20 protein-coding genes and 1 pseudogene are annotated in these 18,001 nt (G+C 37.2%); 2 read left to right on the top strand and 19 right to left on the bottom strand.

Annotation, left to right across the window (positions count from 1 at the left end):
* Positions 1-2: 2 nt before the first annotated feature.
* The 8 genes from CARFE_RS0106925 to CARFE_RS0106960 form a co-directional block, all read right to left on the bottom strand.
* Complete coding sequence (locus tag CARFE_RS0106925; protein WP_028052222.1) at positions 3-1,364, bottom strand: ethanolamine ammonia-lyase subunit EutB; 1,362 nt, start codon at positions 1,362-1,364, stop codon at positions 3-5.
* Positions 1,361-1,810, bottom strand: a complete 450-nt coding sequence (locus CARFE_RS0106930) for a EutP/PduV family microcompartment system protein (protein WP_028052223.1) — start codon at positions 1,808-1,810, stop codon at positions 1,361-1,363. The genes CARFE_RS0106925 and CARFE_RS0106930 overlap by 4 nt, the downstream gene beginning before the upstream one ends.
* Positions 1,807-2,154: an ethanolamine utilization microcompartment protein EutS gene (gene eutS, locus CARFE_RS0106935; RefSeq protein WP_028052224.1), complete on the bottom strand. Its 348-nt coding sequence runs from the start codon at positions 2,152-2,154 to the stop codon at positions 1,807-1,809. Before eutS ends, CARFE_RS0106930 begins: the two co-directional genes overlap by 4 nt.
* 169 nt (positions 2,155-2,323) lie before the next feature.
* Positions 2,324-3,277 carry an ethanolamine ammonia-lyase subunit EutC gene (gene eutC / locus CARFE_RS0106940; RefSeq protein WP_051250212.1) on the bottom strand — a complete coding sequence of 318 codons (954 nt, stop codon included), beginning with the start codon at positions 3,275-3,277 and terminating at the stop codon, positions 2,324-2,326.
* A gap of 1 nt (position 3,278) precedes the next feature.
* A complete protein-coding gene (locus CARFE_RS0106945; protein WP_028052226.1) occupies positions 3,279-4,655 on the bottom strand; it encodes an ethanolamine ammonia-lyase subunit EutB in 1,377 nt (458 codons plus the stop codon).
* Between the two features lie 20 nt (positions 4,656-4,675).
* A complete protein-coding gene (locus CARFE_RS16705; protein ID WP_257020544.1) occupies positions 4,676-4,810 on the bottom strand; it encodes a hypothetical protein in 135 nt (44 codons plus the stop codon).
* Positions 4,811-5,020: 210 nt separating this feature from the next.
* The gene (locus CARFE_RS15575; RefSeq protein WP_028052227.1) at positions 5,021-5,293 is read right to left on the bottom strand and encodes a hypothetical protein; all 273 of its coding nucleotides are present in this window, start codon (positions 5,291-5,293) and stop codon (positions 5,021-5,023) included.
* 25 nt (positions 5,294-5,318) lie between these two features.
* Positions 5,319-5,570 (bottom strand): hypothetical protein, encoded by a 252-nt coding sequence (locus tag CARFE_RS0106960; RefSeq protein WP_154652734.1) that lies wholly within the window; start codon positions 5,568-5,570, stop codon positions 5,319-5,321.
* A 339-nt stretch (positions 5,571-5,909) separates the two neighbouring features.
* Here CARFE_RS0106960 and CARFE_RS0106970 point away from each other — a divergent pair, with 339 nt between their 5' ends.
* Both CARFE_RS0106970 and mttB read left to right on the top strand, forming a co-directional pair.
* Positions 5,910-7,307 carry a sigma-54 interaction domain-containing protein gene (locus tag CARFE_RS0106970; protein ID WP_028052229.1) on the top strand — a complete coding sequence of 466 codons (1,398 nt, stop codon included), beginning with the start codon at positions 5,910-5,912 and terminating at the stop codon, positions 7,305-7,307.
* 268 nt (positions 7,308-7,575) lie between these two features.
* Positions 7,576-9,036: pseudogene (gene mttB / locus CARFE_RS16555) on the top strand ([trimethylamine--corrinoid protein] Co-methyltransferase).
* Positions 9,037-9,087: 51 nt separating this feature from the next.
* Here mttB and CARFE_RS0106985 read toward each other — a convergent pair.
* The 11 genes from CARFE_RS0106985 to CARFE_RS0107035 all read right to left on the bottom strand — a co-directional run bounded on the left by CARFE_RS0106985 (position 9,088) and on the right by CARFE_RS0107035 (position 17,902).
* On the bottom strand, positions 9,088-9,726 hold the full coding sequence (locus CARFE_RS0106985; protein WP_028052231.1) for a cobalamin B12-binding domain-containing protein: 639 nt from the start codon (positions 9,724-9,726) through the stop codon (positions 9,088-9,090).
* A 100-nt stretch (positions 9,727-9,826) separates the two neighbouring features.
* Positions 9,827-10,192: a pyrrolysine--tRNA(Pyl) ligase small subunit gene (gene pylSn / locus CARFE_RS0106990; RefSeq protein ID WP_084138857.1), complete on the bottom strand. Its 366-nt coding sequence runs from the start codon at positions 10,190-10,192 to the stop codon at positions 9,827-9,829.
* Between the two features lie 9 nt (positions 10,193-10,201).
* Entirely contained in the window at positions 10,202-11,020 is an 819-nt protein-coding gene (gene pylD, locus CARFE_RS0106995) for a 3-methylornithyl-N6-L-lysine dehydrogenase PylD (RefSeq protein WP_028052233.1), read from the bottom strand.
* A gap of 26 nt (positions 11,021-11,046) precedes the next feature.
* The gene (gene pylC, locus CARFE_RS0107000; RefSeq protein ID WP_028052234.1) at positions 11,047-12,192 is read right to left on the bottom strand and encodes a 3-methylornithine--L-lysine ligase PylC; all 1,146 of its coding nucleotides are present in this window, start codon (positions 12,190-12,192) and stop codon (positions 11,047-11,049) included.
* Between the two features lie 20 nt (positions 12,193-12,212).
* The gene (gene pylB, locus CARFE_RS0107005) at positions 12,213-13,289 is read right to left on the bottom strand and encodes a methylornithine synthase PylB (RefSeq protein WP_028052235.1); all 1,077 of its coding nucleotides are present in this window, start codon (positions 13,287-13,289) and stop codon (positions 12,213-12,215) included.
* A 21-nt stretch (positions 13,290-13,310) separates the two neighbouring features.
* Positions 13,311-14,267 (bottom strand): choline kinase family protein, encoded by a 957-nt coding sequence (locus tag CARFE_RS0107010; RefSeq protein ID WP_028052236.1) that lies wholly within the window; start codon positions 14,265-14,267, stop codon positions 13,311-13,313.
* Positions 14,268-14,329: 62 nt separating this feature from the next.
* Entirely contained in the window at positions 14,330-15,160 is an 831-nt protein-coding gene (gene pylSc / locus CARFE_RS0107015) for a pyrrolysine--tRNA(Pyl) ligase large subunit (RefSeq protein ID WP_028052237.1), read from the bottom strand.
* A 199-nt stretch (positions 15,161-15,359) separates the two neighbouring features.
* Positions 15,360-15,983 carry an HAD family hydrolase gene (locus CARFE_RS0107020; RefSeq protein ID WP_028052238.1) on the bottom strand — a complete coding sequence of 208 codons (624 nt, stop codon included), beginning with the start codon at positions 15,981-15,983 and terminating at the stop codon, positions 15,360-15,362.
* A 62-nt stretch (positions 15,984-16,045) separates the two neighbouring features.
* Positions 16,046-16,843, bottom strand: coding sequence for a methyltetrahydrofolate cobalamin methyltransferase (locus CARFE_RS0107025; RefSeq protein ID WP_028052239.1), 798 nt, complete (start codon positions 16,841-16,843; stop codon positions 16,046-16,048).
* 27 nt (positions 16,844-16,870) lie between these two features.
* Complete coding sequence (locus CARFE_RS0107030) at positions 16,871-17,497, bottom strand: corrinoid protein (RefSeq protein WP_028052240.1); 627 nt, start codon at positions 17,495-17,497, stop codon at positions 16,871-16,873.
* A gap of 27 nt (positions 17,498-17,524) precedes the next feature.
* Positions 17,525-17,902, bottom strand: coding sequence for a trimethylamine methyltransferase family protein (locus CARFE_RS0107035; protein WP_028052241.1), 378 nt, complete (start codon positions 17,900-17,902; stop codon positions 17,525-17,527).
* Positions 17,903-18,001 lie beyond the last annotated feature (99 nt).

Genomic DNA, 18,001 nt, shown 5'->3' on the forward strand with positions numbered 1-18,001 from the left:
CTTTAATCAAAAATCGATGGGTCACCAGCTAATTTTGTAAGACGCCCATCTTTCATAATTCCCAGATCTTCCAGCCATTTCTCAAATTCAGGCAATGGCCTTAAACCCAGTATTTCTCTAACAGTAGCATCATCATGGTAGCTGGTGTCTTGATAATTGAGCATCACATCGTCTCCACCCGGAACTCCCATGAAATAATTAGCCCCAGCAATAGCCCCAAGCAACGTGCCCAATTCCTGATCATTTTGGTCGGCTTTCATATGGTTGGTATAGCAGGGAGCAAGCCCCATTGGCAGTCCATGCATCTTACCCATAAACAAATCTTCCAAGTCAGCTCGGATTACTTCTCTGCCGCTATAAATTGTTTCCGGACCAATAAAACCAGAAACGTTATTTACCATAAAAGGCTGGAATACCCGGGCAAAGCCATAGGTTCTTGCCTCTAACGTCATCTCATCAACCCCGTGGTGGCAACCTAAAGAAATTTCGGACCCCTGCCCCGTTTCAAAATACAGTAAATTGGGACCAGTAGCTGTTCCTTTCTTCTTAATAAGTTCATAAGCTTCCCAAATCATCTGTGCATTAATTCCAAAAGCTTCATTGGCAGCTTGAGTTCCAGCAATACTTTGGAATAATAAATCGGCAGGTGCTCCAGCTTCCACAGCTTTCATCTGGGTAGTAATGTGGGCTAAAACACAAATCTGGGTAGGAATTTTCCAGCGGTCCACAAACTCTTTTAAAGCAGTTAAGATTCTGCTAACATTGTCCACGTTATCGTCCACAGGATTTATACCGATTACCGCATCGCCAGATCCAAAAGACAATCCTTCTTTAACCGATGCTAAAATTCCTTCGATACTGTCCGATGGGTGGTTTGCCTGGTTTCTAAAAGCTAACGTTCCCGGAATACCAATGGTGGTATTACAGTGAGCCTGGTTTCTAATTTTTTTTGCCGCATAAACCAAATCGAGATTCGACATGATTTTGGCTACAGCAGCAATCATTTCGCTAGTTAAGCCCCGGCCAATATGTTTTAAATCTTCTCCGGTAGTATCTGAGTCTAAAATATATTCTCTGAGTTGGCCAACCGTCCAGCTCTTTATTTTGTTATAAATTGTCATATTTAAAGAGTCATAAATTATACGCGTTACTTCATCTTCTTCATAAGGAATTACCGGATTATTATAAATATCTTCCAAAGTTAAATTAGCTAGCACAATTTTGGCTGCAACCCTCTCCGTTGCCGATGTTGCCCCAATTCCTGCCAGTAAATCACCGGATTTTTCCTCGTTAGCCTTTCCTAAAACTTCCTTTACACTCTTAAATGTAAAAATTTTGTTGGAAACTTTTGCTTTTAACTTCACTGTTTTTCCCTCCCGCTTTCATTTATAAAGTTTATTAACTCATTAATTCCATCACCACGTAAGGCCGAGACAAAAAAGATTGGTTCGTTTACCCCCGCTAAACGCAGAAAATTCACAGCTCTTTCTAAATTAGCCTCGGGATGGTCAATTTTTGTAACAATGCCAAAAGTTTTTTTAGGAAAACCTTTTGCAAAGCCCGGTGGAAATACAGAATTTTTTCTGGTAGCATCCTGAAGCAAGAAAATCATCTCAGCCTCGAAGGCAGTTGCCATTAACGCTTTATAGTAAAAGGGATTTTCTAAAAACTCCCCAGGGGTATCAATTACTGAATCTATAAATTCAACCGCTTGGGTTTTAGTTGCAGATTTTTTCAATCCTTTTATGGCTAAAATTAAGGTAGTTTTTCCACATCCAATTGCACCAATCACCATTAACCTTTTTTTCATGATTTGGTAATCCTCGCTGGAGTGTAATTCAACTCGTTTTCCAACACATAATTCACTTCTTTTAAGGCTGTTTCCACACTTGCCACATCACCAATTATTAACAATGCTCCCGTAAAACGATCCAAAAAGCCAATATCAACGGAAGCGGCTTTTGTGGCAATATCCGCTGCTATTATTGCTGTTTCACCAGGGGTTAAAGTTAAAATGCCAAGTGCTCCTACCTCCGGCAACCCTAACTTTTCATACAAACTTCTAACTGGATGTGCAATAATATGGGCTAAAGTAACCTGTTTACCCGGAACATACTCCTGAATTAATCTTTTTTTCTCCATCTTTTCCGCCATCTATTTCCATCTCCCGGAACTTTTAACCTATAAGTTTTAGCAATTTTCGTTCCAGCGTTTTTTCAAAGCCTATTTTGACTTAACCAGTTTTTAGATAATTCAATTCTGACTTATTTTTTTAAAGGCAGTGTAGAATTTAGCAGGAAGCTCTTCTATACCACAGTACAGTTTAAAGTTTAAGGTTAACCCCACTCAGCTTGGCATCATACATCTTTTTTATTACCGTTACCAGATAAGCTCCCGCTTCACTGGGTGGAGTGCCTCCCTTATGAATGTTCGAAATAACGTTATGGTCGGCTACTACCGTTTCGGGATTGGGGTTATAAACTAAGTAAGCACTCATACTTTCGGCAGTTCCAAGACCTGGTCTTTCGCCAATTAAGAGTACAACCACTTTGGCTTTTACCAGCATCCCAATCTGGTCCATGATTTCCATTCTTCCATATTTCACCAAAATACCTTTACCCAACTTAAAACCATATTTTTTCAGGCCATTCAAAAGCGGGGGTAGGATATCATCTATATTGGCCGCAATAGCTTTGGAGCTTAAACCATCAGCAATAACAATTTGCACATCAACATCTTTAGGACATTTTCGTTTTATTAAATCTTCCGATTCCGGTGCTAACTTTTTCCCCAAATCCGGGCGAGTTAGATACTGATCTTTGTTTTTAACCAGCGACTGGACCAGCAACAAGTTATATTTTTCAGCAATTGACACATCGAGCTCGCTAAAGACCGCATCCTGGGCAGTAGCATGGTCAGCTCTAAATCTTAAAACCGTGCGAGTTAACGGCCTTGGACCACAGCGCCAAACTCCAATTCTGGCAGGTGTCTTACTCTTAAAATATTCAAGTGCACTGCGGTCAACTGGATTAGGAACAAGGATTTCCTTTTGAATATCTACAGCCGTTAAATCTTCGATAAGCTCTTTTTCTTCTTCCTCTTCATACTCACAGCAGGTTTTACACGTACATCCATCATAATCACCCTCTTGGGGCAAATTCACTGGTACGGTAACTACCGGAGATTCTTTCTTACTTTCTACTTTCTGCTGTTTTTCACTAATTAACTTAGAAACTATTAAATCAACAATCTCTTTTAGTTGTTTTTCATTAATCACGCTACCTCACTCCCTTCCGCGCAAAAATGGAAGCATCCCCTGCTTTGGCAGTTAAGCGTCCGTTTTCCCAAAGGCCCATTTTTTCAAGCCATTTTGCAAATTCAGGAATGGGACTCTTCTTTAAAAGCTGGCGCAAGGTAGCAATATCATGATAGCTTGTACACTGATAATTGAGCATTACATCATCGCCCATTGGTATACCCATAAAGTAGTTAACCCCCGCAGCAGAGAGCAAAACTGCAAGGTTTTCGATATCATTTTGGTCTGCTTTCATGTGATTGGTGTAACACGCATCCACACCCATTGGTACTCCTGTTAACTTACCCATAAAGTGGTCTTCCAAACCTGCTCTGATAACTTGTTTACTATCATACAAATATTCCGGCCCAATAAACCCAACTACGGTGTTTACTAAAAAGGGACTAAACTGTTTTGCCAAGCCATAGCACCGGGCTTCTAAAGTAACCTGGTCTGCTCCATGATGCCCATAGGAGGATAATTCCGAACCTTGACCGGTTTCAAAATACATAACATTGGGTCCTGTTGCCCGGCCGTATTTTAAGGCAATCTCTTGAGCTTCTTTCAGCATTGCAATATTTATGCCAAAAGCTTCGTTAGCTTTTTGTGTTCCGGCTAAACTCTGGAAAATAAGATGCCCCGGTGCACCTTTTTGGAAAGCCTCCATCTGAGTAGTAACATGAGATAAAACGCAGATTTGGGTGGGAATTTCCCATTCTTCCACAAAATTATATACCGCTTCTAAAATGCGAGTGGTTCCAGCCACGGAATCTTCCACCGGATTAATCCCAATCACCGCATCACCATTGCCATAGGAGAGCCCTTCTCTAATTGAAGCCAAAATCCCTTCCGGATCATCGGTCGGGTGATTGGGCTGCAGGCGCACCGCCAGGGTACCTGGCAAACCAATGGTTGTATTGGCTTTAGCGGTAATATTAATTTTGCTGGCCGCATAAATTAAATCCATATTGGTCATTAATTTGGCTACCGCAGCCACCATTTCACTAGTAAGGCCGCGGCTAATTCGTTTAATATCTTCTCCAGTTACTTCATCATTAAGGATATATTCCCTTAATTCCGCCACAGTCCAGTTTTTTATAGAATTGTAAATTGGTTTATTCAAGTTATCATCAATTATCCTGGTAACCTCATCAATCTCATACGGTACTACCGGATTATTACGTAAATCCTCTAAAGTAAGTTCCGATAACACAACTTTAGCCGCAATTCGTTCTTCAGCTGATTCAGCTGCAATCCCCGCTAAAATATCTCCGGATTTTTCTTCATTGGCTTTAGCTAAAACATCCTTAACATCTTTAAATTGAAATGTTCTCCCAAACAATCTGGTTTTTAATCTCATGCCACATTATCCTCCCCCAATTAATTTAGCTCCTCCTCTGCTTTGGCAATAATTGCAAATTCTTCTTCGGAAACTTTTACTATCAAACGATGGCGACTAAATAGCCAGAAGTAAAGCACAAATAATAGGTAGGTAAAAGCCGTCCATAAAATCATTTTGGAAGTATAAACAATCCGGCAAAAAGCATAATAATCGCTAATATTAAAGCCACAACCGGGGTTAAAGGATATAATGGTACTCTATAGGGTTGGGGAAGATTGGATTCTTTAATCCTAAGTACAATTGCTGAAAGCATCACTGAAAGCATCATTAAAAAATGAAAGAAATCACAGCCCCAAAGACTACAATTTGATAAAACATCGATATTACCTAAATTTGTAAAGTTCGTTGTCAACTATTCCGTTAATAATGATTGTCACATAAAGGGTATGGGATCTTTTGCTGACCAGAGAAAGAAACTTTGGTATATAACCTGCCAAGGATAAAGCAAATACTGCCCGTCCTGCTTCAAAAATAATGCCATTTAAGCTTGCCGCCAATTCCGTTAAATCGAAAATTCCTAAACTTACCACGATAAAATGTTTATTGCCGTAGCACGTACCTAACGCTTCGGGGAAAAGCTTACCGGAAGTTGCCATTTTTCCGCGCCTCCTGCCCCAGCTGTTAATAATAAAACAACGAAAGCAGCAAAGTATACACTATCCCCATTAAAATCGTAACAACCAGTAATCCACCAAATACGCCAGCACCAATGTCAAAATTCCCGCCAAAATAGTCACAAGATATAACGTAGCCTACTCCTAAGCCACCGAGTAAAAGCGGCCTGACAAATCTCTTTAATTTCCGTTTTTCTAAATAATCCTGTTCTACAGTGGTTTCATAATCTACCACATGCGGTTTTTTCCTGAATGTCACTTATGCTGTTTACCTTCAGAGTACTGTTTGTATTTTTTCAATTGTTTTAAAATTTGAGTTTCATTCCAATTTTCTCCATCACCTCCCAAAAGCTTATGGTTTTTAAAAATTTCAAGCAAATTTTGTACCAGCGCAGTGCTACAAAAGGGTTTAAATTTCGTTAATTCTCTTTTGACTTATTCAACAGGCTTTAACTTTCTTTGGATTTGTGTTAAATTTTGTTGGTTTTTTGACTTTTCTGATTTTTTTGTCGAATATTTATTTTTGTAAAAGGAATTTTTAAAGTAATGCCGAATTATTTTTAACAAAGTGTGTATAAGTTAACCGGGGGAAGACATTATGTTAAAAAGTCAAGTCAATTTTGACTTTGACACTTTAAAAAAGATTCTCGATTGTTCCTTTGATGAGATTTATATAGTGAACGCCGAGGGAATAGTTGTTTATGTTAATAATGCCTGCGAAAAGCATTACGGGGTTAAAGCCTCTGAAATTATTGGTAAAAGCTCGGAAGAACTTTCCAAGTACGGTTTATGGGAGCCACGGCTCAGTCCCTTAGTACTTAAAACCAAACAAAGACTTACCATCGAACAAACCACCCGAACCGGTAAAAAGCTTTTAACCACAGCTACTCCTATTTTTGACGATGAGGGAAATATCGAATTTGTTATTGAAAATTCAAGAGATATTACCGAAACCGAAGGCTTAAAACATGAGCTTGAACAAAGTAAAAAATTGCTGAAGCGAATGAAAGAAGAAGTAAAGAGGCTGAGAAAAACCGAATTAGATATTCCCGATTTCATTTGTAAAAGCAAAAAAATGGAATCCATCATCTTTATGGCTAAAAGAATCGCCCAAGTCGATTCTCCGGTATTGATTCTTGGGGAATCCGGCACAGGAAAGGGAATGCTCGCCAAATTTATCCATAAGAACAGTAACCGAAAAAACGGACCCTTTATTACATTAAACTGCGCTTCCATACCGCCAGAATTATTTGAAGCCGAACTATTTGGCTATGAAAAAGGAGCTTTTACGGGAGCCAGCGAAAAAGGTAAAATGGGCTTAATCGATTTAGCTGCTGAAGGAACGCTTTTTCTAGATGAAATTGGTGATTTACCTTTCAACGTACAAACAAAGCTTTTACATATTTTACAAGAAGGAGAATATTTTAAAATCGGTGGGCGCGAAGTTCAAAAAGCAAGATGCCGTTTTATCGCTGCAACCAACAGGAATTTACGGGAAATGATAAAAAATAAAACTTTTAGAGAAGATTTATATTACCGCCTAAGTACTTTTGAAATCGAACTTCCTCCCCTTAGAGAAAGAAAGGAAGAAATCATCCCCTTGGCCCAATATTTCTTGGAAAAATACAACAAAAAATACCATACCTCCCGTACGTTGGGTAAAGAGTGCCTTAATCAATTTTTAGCTTATTCCTGGCCGGGCAATGTGCGTGAACTGGAAAACGTTATCGAACGTCTGGTGGTTATCTCAACTAAAAATACTATTAACAATTTTGACATCCCATTCAATACCATCGGTACTTCACCACCCGATGAAAAACCTCTACAATTACCTAATTCCCTTGAACAAGCATTAGCCGATTTCGAAAAAGAACTAATTACTAGGGCCTACCAGCAGTTCAAAAGTTCCTATAAAGTTGCCAAGGCTTTAAAAATCAGTCAAAGTAAAGCCAACCGACTTATTCGCAAATATTGTTCTAAATCGTTAAACAAATAAATCATCTCTGACTTATTTAAACTTTTTCAAATCATAAGTAAATTACAAACCCTTAAAAGCCGGACTTTCCGGCTTTTTTTATTGTGGCATATTTTTTGCTAGGAAGATTGTTTTAAAGCCAACTTTAATTCTTTAGCTTTACAGGAGGTGGTAATCAAAGCCATAATTTATTAAGCTTAACATTTACTATCATTCTTTAGGAGGTGATTTTTTGGCTAGACGAGGTTTACATGCAGGAAGTTTAAGAATGGAAGGCATTGGTCTCAGAATGTTCACTGAAGATGAATTGTATGACATTCATTTAGCAACATTAGATTTATTATGGCATGTTGGAGTTAAAGTAGAAAGCGAACAAGCCCGTGAAATTTTTTACAGTCATGGTTGTATTGTTAATCCCGAAACCCAAATAGTAAAAATTCCGCCTCACTTGGTAGAAGATGCTATTAATTCGGTTCCGAAAACCTTTAGGGCTTGTGGGCGTAACCCAGAAAATGACTGGATTTGCGAGGGCAATCGCACTGGATTTGTGAATTTCGGCGAAGCAGTTCAATTAATTGACCCCTATACCCGCCAAATTCGTAAACCAACTAAAAAAGATGTTGATGATGTGACCAGATTTTGTGAAGCTATGGACCAGATAGTAGTTTTCGAAAGGGCCATTGGTCCATCCGAAGTAGATCCAGATGTTGCACAAGTGCACATTGCCGAGTCTTTTTATAACTATTCAACAAAACATGCGTACATTGGTATGAATCGTCCGGAAAATTTACGGGCTGTAGCCAAAATGGGCTATATTGTTGCCGGAGGCGAAGACAAATTTAGAGAAAGACCACTATTCTCGCAAAGTACCGACCCGGTCAGTCCTTTAGTACACTCCAAAGGTGCTACCGATACATTAATTGAGGCAATTAAATGGGGTGTTCCCGCTAAAATCAATTCCATGGGTTTAGCGGGAGGTACCACATGCGTTCATTTAGCAAGTACCTTGGTTACCCATAACGCTGAAATTCTCAGTATGTTTGTATTAGGCCAGTTACTTAAAAAAGGTTATCCCATGGTTTATGGGACTTCTACAACAATGATGGATCTAAGGACAACCGTTGCTTGCGTTGGCGCTCCCGAATTGGCACTTTTCAGTGCAGCGGTAGCTCAATTGGCACAATTTTATAAGGTCCCGAGCTGGGTGGCGGGTGGATAGACTGATAGCAAAGTTCCCGATGCTCAGCAAGCTTTCGAGTTTGCCATGACCGCTATCCTACCAGCGTTAGCAGGGGCTAACATGATTTATGGTCTTGGCTTACTCGAAGGTGGCTTAACCTGGGATTATGCAACTCTTGTCATGCAAAATGAATTTGTCCGACAAATACTGCATTGCGTAAAAGGCATCCCAATAAACGATGAAAAAATGGCTCTGGAAGTTGTTCGTTCGGTAGGGCCCGGAGGCGAGTTCCTGAGCCACGAACACACTTACAAACATTTCAGAGAATTATCCACAACTGAATTAATTGATAGACACAATCGCGATGGCTGGATGGCGCTAGGAGGCAAAGATATTGTAGAGCGGGCTTACGAAAAAGCAATTGACATTCTAGAAAATTTCAAAAATCCAAGTCCGCTGCCGGAAAACATCCAGAAGCAACTCAAAGAAATCGTCAAAGAAGCCGAAGCAGAAACTGCCGAAATTAAGGCAAAAGAAAAAGAAAAACGCAGAAAGAAACCGAAATTTTAAAAAAGGAAAAAGCGAACGCCCTTGGCCAGGGAGCCAAGAGCGTTCGCTTTCTTAAGCTTTGCCCAAAAGTTTTAAACAAAGTTCGGTAGCAGAAGCAGCATCCGGAGCAGTACCATCCGCACCAATTTTTTCAGCAAAATCTTTGGTTACAGGCGCACCACCAACAATAATTTTTACTTTATCGCGAATTCCTTCTTCTTCAAACATTTCTATGGTCTCCTTCATTCTGGGCATGGTTGTCGTTAAAAGTGCAGACATTCCTACGATTTGTGGCTCATATTCATAAACAGCATTTATAAAATCTTCCGGGTCAACATCAATTCCTAAATCGATAACCTCCAAGCCAGCACTTTCCAACATCATGGCAACTAAATTTTTCCCGATATCATGCAAATCGCCTTTTACAGTTCCTAACAATACTTTGCCTTTACTTTCAACTTTTTTGTCTGTAAGGAGAGGTTTGACTAGCTCCATTCCCGCGGCCATAGCCTTGGCCGACTTTAACACTTCTGGAACAAACATTTCCCCGGATTTAAATTTTACCCCTACAACATTCATTCCCGCTACTAAACCATTATTAATAATATCTAAGGGATCAACCCCTGCATCAAGTAAATTTTTTACCGCTGCCTTAATTTCTTCTTCCTGTCCTGCAATTACCATTTGTGCTAAACTTTCAAAATTACTCACTTTTATACGCCTCCTTAGTATTGTAATAATAAACTTTTAAACATTAACTTTAAAACCACCAGTAAAGCTCCCTCAACCCCCCTCCTTTAAAAAGTTATTATTAAAACTTTGCACCATAGTCTTGGGTTATAATAGTTGAGGCATACTTTTCTAACTTCCACTGTGGAATTTTACACCGTGGGCAAACTTTAACTAACCATTTATTTCTCAGCCACCTTGAGGCGCGACTATTTTTTGAATTGCGAATCATAAATTTCTCATTGCAATGAGTAGTAATCTCTGCCTTATTACCAATTACGGTAATGGATTTTATTCCATGCAATATTCCTTTTCTGGAGGGCCAAAGCTTAATTTTTTTTAACAATTCAAAAAAATTATAATTTTTACGGTAGTACCTTTTTTTTTCATCTTTTTTACTACTTATCACATTTTCAATATTTTTAACTTTATATGTCCTGTCCATCATAAACCTCTCCTATAATACATCGTAAATCATCGTAGCCACACCAATTTGCAGGGGATCATGAATTAACCGTTGCTGGATCATGGGAATCAACTCATTTTTTACCCCCAAAGGAATCCCGGGAGCAGCAATAAATTTATTTTCACTGAGGTGTTGTTCATTAATAATTTGCGGCGCCGGCGTAGCATCAAAAATAATGTCATATCTTTTTAAGGCATCATCTAAGTTAAAAATTATTTTGGGCTCAATATTAAAAGCATCATTAACTTTTCGAGCTAAATTTAGCGCTTTTTGCTGTTCAATATCGTAAATGGCTAAATGAGCTCCCAGATTTGTCAGGTAAAAGGCAGCATAACTTCCTACCCTTCCCGCTCCGAGTAACAGAATATCTTTTCCTTGTACCCCTTTTACCATAGAATCCAGGGCAATAACGTAACCTTTTGCTGTAGCTTTATCATTATCCGAAATTTTATGATTTTCCAAATTGTAAGCAATAAATTTTTCATCATCAGCCATCAATATGATTTTTGCCCTTTTATCTAACGCTTCAACAAAACCAGCAACGTCACTTTTTTGACAAACAAAAGCATTAAATCCTAAAAACTTTATTATGTCCCGCACCGTTTCCGCAAATCCCTCGATAACCCCTTGGCCGCAAGTCATAGGTATTACTGCAACTTTGTAATTTATCTTCTCTATTGTTACATCTTTTTGCGTAGCTTTTGCCGCAATTTCCTTTAACCTAAGGCCTGCTTTTAAAAAAAGTTCCTGATCATAGTTTTTTAAGTTGGCTGAAATGTTTGCTATGTCAAAATTTGTTAATCGAGTCATAAGCATCACTGGCTCCTTTATTTGGTTCAATTAGGAAAATTATCAATATACTTTTGTATCTTAAAAGTTCTTTTTAAATTTTCAATAAAATATTTGTGTTTTTCCCAAACTTCAGTTAAGGTTTTTGCTTTGAATATTACAGTTGCAATCCATTGATTTTGTCCCGCAGTATAATTGGTAATAGCCTCATCGGCTCCAAAAAAATTTTCCATAAGGGTTAAGGGTCCACCGGTGGTCATAATGTTTTCACCTAATACTTCAATTTTCTCGGAATCCACCCTTATGTGTTCATAAATTACTGCCTCGTCTTTATTTTTTTGGAATGTCAGTTCTTTGCCCCATTTAAAAGCTTCTCCCACTTCTTTCAGCATATTGACTCCACTTGCATGAAATACTACCGTCGGAGTTTGACTGGGAATCCTTGCATCTATCTCTAAAACTTTCAATTGACCTCCACTTAAAATAACTTCAACATCCATAATTCCTTTTAGCCTTAATTTTTGGGCAATAGTCAGTGCAATGTTTTCTAACTTTTTTTGCAAACTTTCCTGTAAATTTGCAGGAGCAATAACCCGTTTGCAGTCATAGCTGGGGTCCATTTGCAGTTCAGTTATTTGCAAAGTACGGTAGTTTTCTTTAAATCCAGCAACTTCAATGGAAAAAGATGGACCATCTAAATATTCCTCTATAACCCAATCATCCACAAGCTCTTTGAGATTTAGGTTACTAAGCTGCAAATAATTTGATATTTTTCTAACCCCTTTGCTCCCACTGGAAAAAGAAGGTTTAATTATAACGGGAAATTTGCAATTTGGCCACTGGTCAGGTTGAGGTATTTTAAGGTTACGGATTAACTTATTGGAAATAATTTTTGAAGAAGTAATTTTATAAGAATCCAAATCAAACAACAAAGGTACATCAATTTCTACAGCTATCTTCTGTAACTCTTGTAAAACTTCTAAGCTTTCAAGGGCAGGTATTATTAAATCCGTATTTTTCAATAAGTCAGCAACTTTTTTATCAAAAACATTTATAGAAAAAAAGGACTCACTTAAACCTTTAGCCGGCACTGTTATGTTCTTATCTATTAAAATTACTTCCCAACCAGCTTTTTTGGCTAAATAACAAACTTCAACCCCTTGCAATTTGCCACCAATTACAGCAACCCGCATAATCTTCTCCTGTAATTTTTTTAAAAATCACCAGGCCTTTTCCTTTTTAGAAGCCAAGCCTCGTACTCCTCTTTATTTGCAGGGCAAAGATTATGCTTCATTAAAAAAGGAGTAATAAAATCTGTAGACCTTTTACCATCATCAATATCGAGCTCTGAATTAGAAACACCTTTTAACCCTTTCCGCGGAGGAATTATCGAAGTTATAACATTTGCCCCCGCAGCTAAACGGTCTTTTAACCCCGAAAAACCATCGACATCTAACGATGCCGGTATTAATCTATCTGGAAATAAAAGCCTCATTACTGCAATAATTTTAAGTTCCCAAATTCTTTGCGGCGAAATCCAATTTTCCATTGGAGTATTGCGCTGAGGAATAAAGCTCATGACTCTTACTTGATCAGCGTCCAAAATTTTCATATTTTCAAAAGAATTAATTATGTCATCAACGGTTTCCCCAACTCCTACAAGAATCCCTTCTTCAATAAGTAAACCTATTTTTTTAGCATAAAATTTTTTTTCCATGCGCTCATTAAAGCTCTGATTTATCCGGAGTTTTTGGTACAACTTTTTATTGTGAGTTTCTTGATAACAGGCGTACCAATTAACACCGGCTATTTTAAAATTATCTAAAATTTTTTCAGAAACTACCCCAGGCGATACCATTAGTGGAATATTAAATTTTGTTTTTATTTCTTTAAACAAATTCATTAATTCCTCAAGGTTTTCATCATTTAAAAGGTAATAAGGATCTTCCCCCATTGTAAAATCAATCAAGTGCACACCAGAAGCAATCAATTGCTCGGAAATTTCCAAAATTTCCTTTTTATCCTTTCGATACCTTTGAACAATCTGATTACTTTTGCGATACAAACAAAAATTACAATTATTGCGGCAGAAAGTTGAAAAGTAAAGAAAACCGTAATAAAATATCTTATTTTTGAAATATTTATAACGTAAAAATCTTGCAACTCGGAACATCTTTGCTATATCATCTTTCTCACTTAAAAGCAACAAATATTTAATTTCATCACTGGTCAACTCTTCTTCATACATTGCTTTTTCTAAAATTATATCTACCTTGTTCGAAAGCAGCATAACATTTCCCACCTAATAGTCTTAATCATCAAACGCTGTTAATGCTTCTTGCAATTTCCCATTAGCGACAAGGGTTAAGGCCCTATTAAACCGGTTTAAGCCATAATGCCAATATTCTTCATGAGGCTTCCCTGTGGCAATTTGCAACACTGCCCAGTAAGACCATAAGGCATCACATAAAAATTTATTGATGATTAAACTGCCGTATTGTTTTTTCGTAATCACATCACTATCATAATACGATCTCAATAAGAGCCTTTCTTGATCTTCATTTAAATCGGCTTCCAAAACAAGAGCAGCTAAATCAAACATTGGATCGTTCATTCCACAATATTCCCAGTCAATTAAAAACAGCTTTTCACCATTATCTATCCAATTTTCACACAAAGGGTCGTTATGGCAAGGAGCTAACTTTGGAGGATTAATAGCTAAAACTTTCTTTACTTCTGCTACATTTTTTTCTAAGGTCTCAGCTCCATCATAAAAGTTATAATTTTTCTGAATTAATAAATTCTTGTAATTTTCCATTTCTTGAAGTAAGTTGAACTCTGTTAAAAACTCTAAACCACTCTCATGAAATTTTCTAAATACTTTTGCCGCCTTAACAATATAGTCCTCATTTTGGTGAAAGTCGGGTATATGCAAAGTTTTTCCATGAATAAAACGGCAAATTTGATCCCCAGTTGTTTCATCATAATAAATCACTTCCGCATTAATTCCCAATTCCGCCATTAATTGCGCAGCATGCTTCTCCGCAGGTCTATTTATATATTCGGCTGTACCTGCGCCAGCAATTCTTAAAGCATAATCAACTCCCGAAATCGTTACTTTATAATTACTATTCGTTAAGCCACCAGGTAAAATTTCAATTTGATTTATTCGAGAATTTTTAAACTCAGGAACTTTACTTACCAGCTGATAAATTTTCCCAACATGTTCTAAACTAATCGATTCATCAATTAGAATTTTCTCTACCATGAATTCATCTCCTTTTTTAAGATTTTTTAAATAAATTTAAACAAAAGCTATACAATTTGCATTTAAATATTTAAGCGTATGCCATCAAGATAGGTAAGACTGCGTCCAACACTTTGAATGTTATATACGCCCCTTTTGGCGAGAATTAATCGTTCTATACCAAATCCAATACCTACCCACGGATCATAAATTTCCCACTTTGCATCTAAAGGATGAGGTCCCATTGCCCCAGAGGCTAATTCAAATCCTTTAATTACATCGAAAGTACTTCCATAAACCTCCGAAGTGGTTTCAACCACCCGGTAATCCTTGATTTCAAAGGTTTCCATTACAAGTCTAACGATTTCCTCAAACACCCTTTTTCTTTCTTTTAAAGCAATTCCCAGTACTGCAACATTTAACATGGTAAATTCCGCTAAATGTTTTGAACCTTTTGATTCTTTGCGATAACATGTACCAATCTCGTAAATTTTAATGGGTTTTTCCCACAATCTCTGTAACCTTCTCCACATACTATATAAATTGGGTGCTAACATCGGCCTTAAACATTTATTTTCACCTATCCAGAAAATTTGTTTAAATAGGGGATGACTTTCAATAATACCCATTTTAATTAAAGCTTCTTTGGAAATAATGGTAGGTGTAATAACTTTTACAAAACCATGAGTAGTTAAAACTTCATCAAGTTTTTTTTCCATAATACTTATTTCCGGTTGTCGAGTTACTTTTTGAATATAGGAAAGGTGCTTTTTTGCTTCCAAAACCAATTTCTTTTCCAGAACTTGAAAAGCTTTATTACGTTCCTCAACGGTCGTAAAAGTTTTATTTAAAAGCTCTTGCGGAGCATTTAATTCAATTAAACGTTGTTTCTGAGATAAACTCCAGGTTTGCATAAAAACCTCCAACCTGTTTTTGGCGGGGAGTCCGGGCGTTTCACCCGGCTGCACGAATTTAGAGTCCGTGCGATCTATCCGATCTACCCCCCTCATTAAAATTTTCTCTTCGATGTTTTAGCAATTTTTGTGCCAATATAATTAGGCCTGTTTTGGTGCTTTTACAAGTCGATTCTGACTTATACAATTCAGCTACTACTTAACTAAATTTCTCTAATAACTCTTTTGGGGATTTAAAAACTATTTCTACTCCGTTTTTTAGCAATTCCTCCGGTTTGTGCCATCCCCACGCTACTCCGGCAATTTTTATTGGAAATTTTTTTACTTCAAGGACATCACCAACGGTATCAGTAATAAAAAATATTTCTGAAAAATTATTATAATTTTTTAATATAGATTGAATTTTTAACGATTTACTTTTTATTTGCTCCGACCCAAAAATTTCTAAATCTTCAATTATTTTATTATTAATTAATACTTCTCTTACTATTTCTTCTCGATTTGAAGTAATTATAAAAATTTTGGCTAACTTTGATAGCTTCATTAATACTTCATCCATGCCTGCAAATAATTTAATTTTTCCTATTTCCCGTTTTAATTTAATGAAATAAACTTCCATTACTTTATTTGCCATAACCTCATCTTGTAATTCATCTTTTAATCTTTGGTAAAAGTTCCCATAAAACAAACGTAAGATGTCTTCTTGCGTAGCAAATTTATTTATATTTACCGTTTTACAGCTTTCAAAAAAGCATTTACAAAATATCGAAAAACTGTCAGCGATTACTCCATCAAAGTCGAATAAAATCACTCTAGTTACCATCTTATTCACCCCATCTACAAAAAAACCTTGCCAAAAGGCGGCAAGGTGTAAATAATACTTGCTTAAAATTCGAACTTTTTGTCACGATATGCTTTTAAGTAATTACTGCAGTAAAGGTCTCTCCCAATTAATGTTTCTGCTGCAATAATTCTCGCCATCATTTCTTTATCAAGAGGATTGATAATTAATCCGTCTAAACCTTTGGCAATAGCCATTACTGCAAAAGTTTGATTCAGAAACTTTCGGTTAGGTAAGCCATAGGAAACATTAGAGAGGCCGCACATAGTATGAACAGTGGGAAATCTTTTGGTAATCTCATCGATAGCATTTAAAAATTCTTTGCCAAAGATGTGGTTTGTAGCAATCGGCTGCACCAGTGGGTCAACATAAATATTCTCTTCTTTAATATTATTTTGTACCAAAGCATTAATCAGTTTATCAGCCACTTTAACTCTTTCTTCCGTTGTTTCGGGCATTCCCTCATCACTCATACAAAGAGCAATAACTTTTAAATCAGAACCAGCAATAATTGGCAAAAGTTTCTCAAATCTTTCCTTTTCTAAAGATATAGAATTTATCATCGCTATCCCTTTATGCACGCTTAGAGCAGCTTCTATCGCTTGGGGGTCTGGGCTATCAATACTGCATGGAGCATCCACTACTTCCTGAACAATTTGTACCAACCATCTTAGTAATTCAGCTTCTTCTCCGACAAAAATCCCTGCGTTAACATCAATATAGTCTGCACCCGCTTCCCACTGATCTTTTGCTACCTTTTGTATTTCAGCTACATTTCTATCTTTAATAAAATCGGCAATTTGTTTTCTACTTGCATTAATTAGCTCCCCTACAATTAACACTTGAACTCTCCTCCCCTTTTTTCTTAATTATTGTCCTACCAAGCGGCGGGCTAACTCCACTGCCCCTGCAGCGTCAACACTATGCCCATCAGCACCTATCTTTTCAGCAAATTCTGCGGTCACAGGTGCTCCACCCACAATTACTTTCACATTTAATCCTTTTTCCTTTACTAATTTGATTACCTTACCCATTTCCGGCATTGTAGTCGTAAGTAATGCTGACAAACCAATAATTTTTGCGCCTTTCTCCTCGGCAACGGTTATAAATTTTTCCGCATCAACATCCACACCCAAGTCGATTACTTCAAAGCCTGCACCTTCTAACATCATCCCCACAAGGCTTTTACCGATATCATGCAAATCTCCTTTTACCGTACCCATTACAATAACACCTTTTGAACTTTGTTCAGAATTTAAAAGATAAGGTTTAAGTAATTCTAAACCTTTTTTCATAGCTAAAGCTGATCGCAACATTTCTGGCACAAAAATTTCTCCTTCACTATATAAGCGACCAACCTCATCCATGGCAGCAATTAAGCCGTTATTTAAAATTTCCGAAACATCCGTACCTTTTGCTAATTCTTCTTTTACATATTTAATAACTTTATCTTCATCATAATTTATTACAGCTTCATAAATATCTTTTATACCCATTGCCTCTTCCCCCTTTTACCCTAAATGTTATTCCCATTGTACGTTGCCAGGTACCAAGCCTGGGAATCGCTCCCGGATTTTTCTTTCAACCTCATCTGGGAATTGCATTCCTTTATAATTTTTAAAGATCTTTTGCACTTCCCGCATTGCCCTATCGGCAGCTTCTAATTTACCTTCTTCTACCCAGCGTTTTCTCATTTCTCTGGTAGCAATCTTCGGCAGAAAACCAACTTTCTTCATATTTTTTAAAGTATGATCCAAGTTCATAAAGGAACCACCAGGACCAACTTCTCTTACCAAATCAATGCATAATTCTTTTTCATCATAGACAATACCAGTTTTCAACTTTTTCAGCATAAGAGCAATTTCATTATCAATAACCGCTTTAGCATAATCAAAAGCCATTAAATGTTACCGCTCACACTAATTGACCACATTTAGCTCAAATTAAGTGGCCGCAAATATTGCTCACTTTATTTGGCCAGGCAGTTTTTTATACTGCCT

It is taken from the genome of Carboxydothermus ferrireducens DSM 11255, from assembly GCF_000427565.1.
GTDB classification, from domain to species: Bacteria; Bacillota; Z-2901; order Carboxydothermales; family Carboxydothermaceae; genus Carboxydothermus; species Carboxydothermus hydrogenoformans.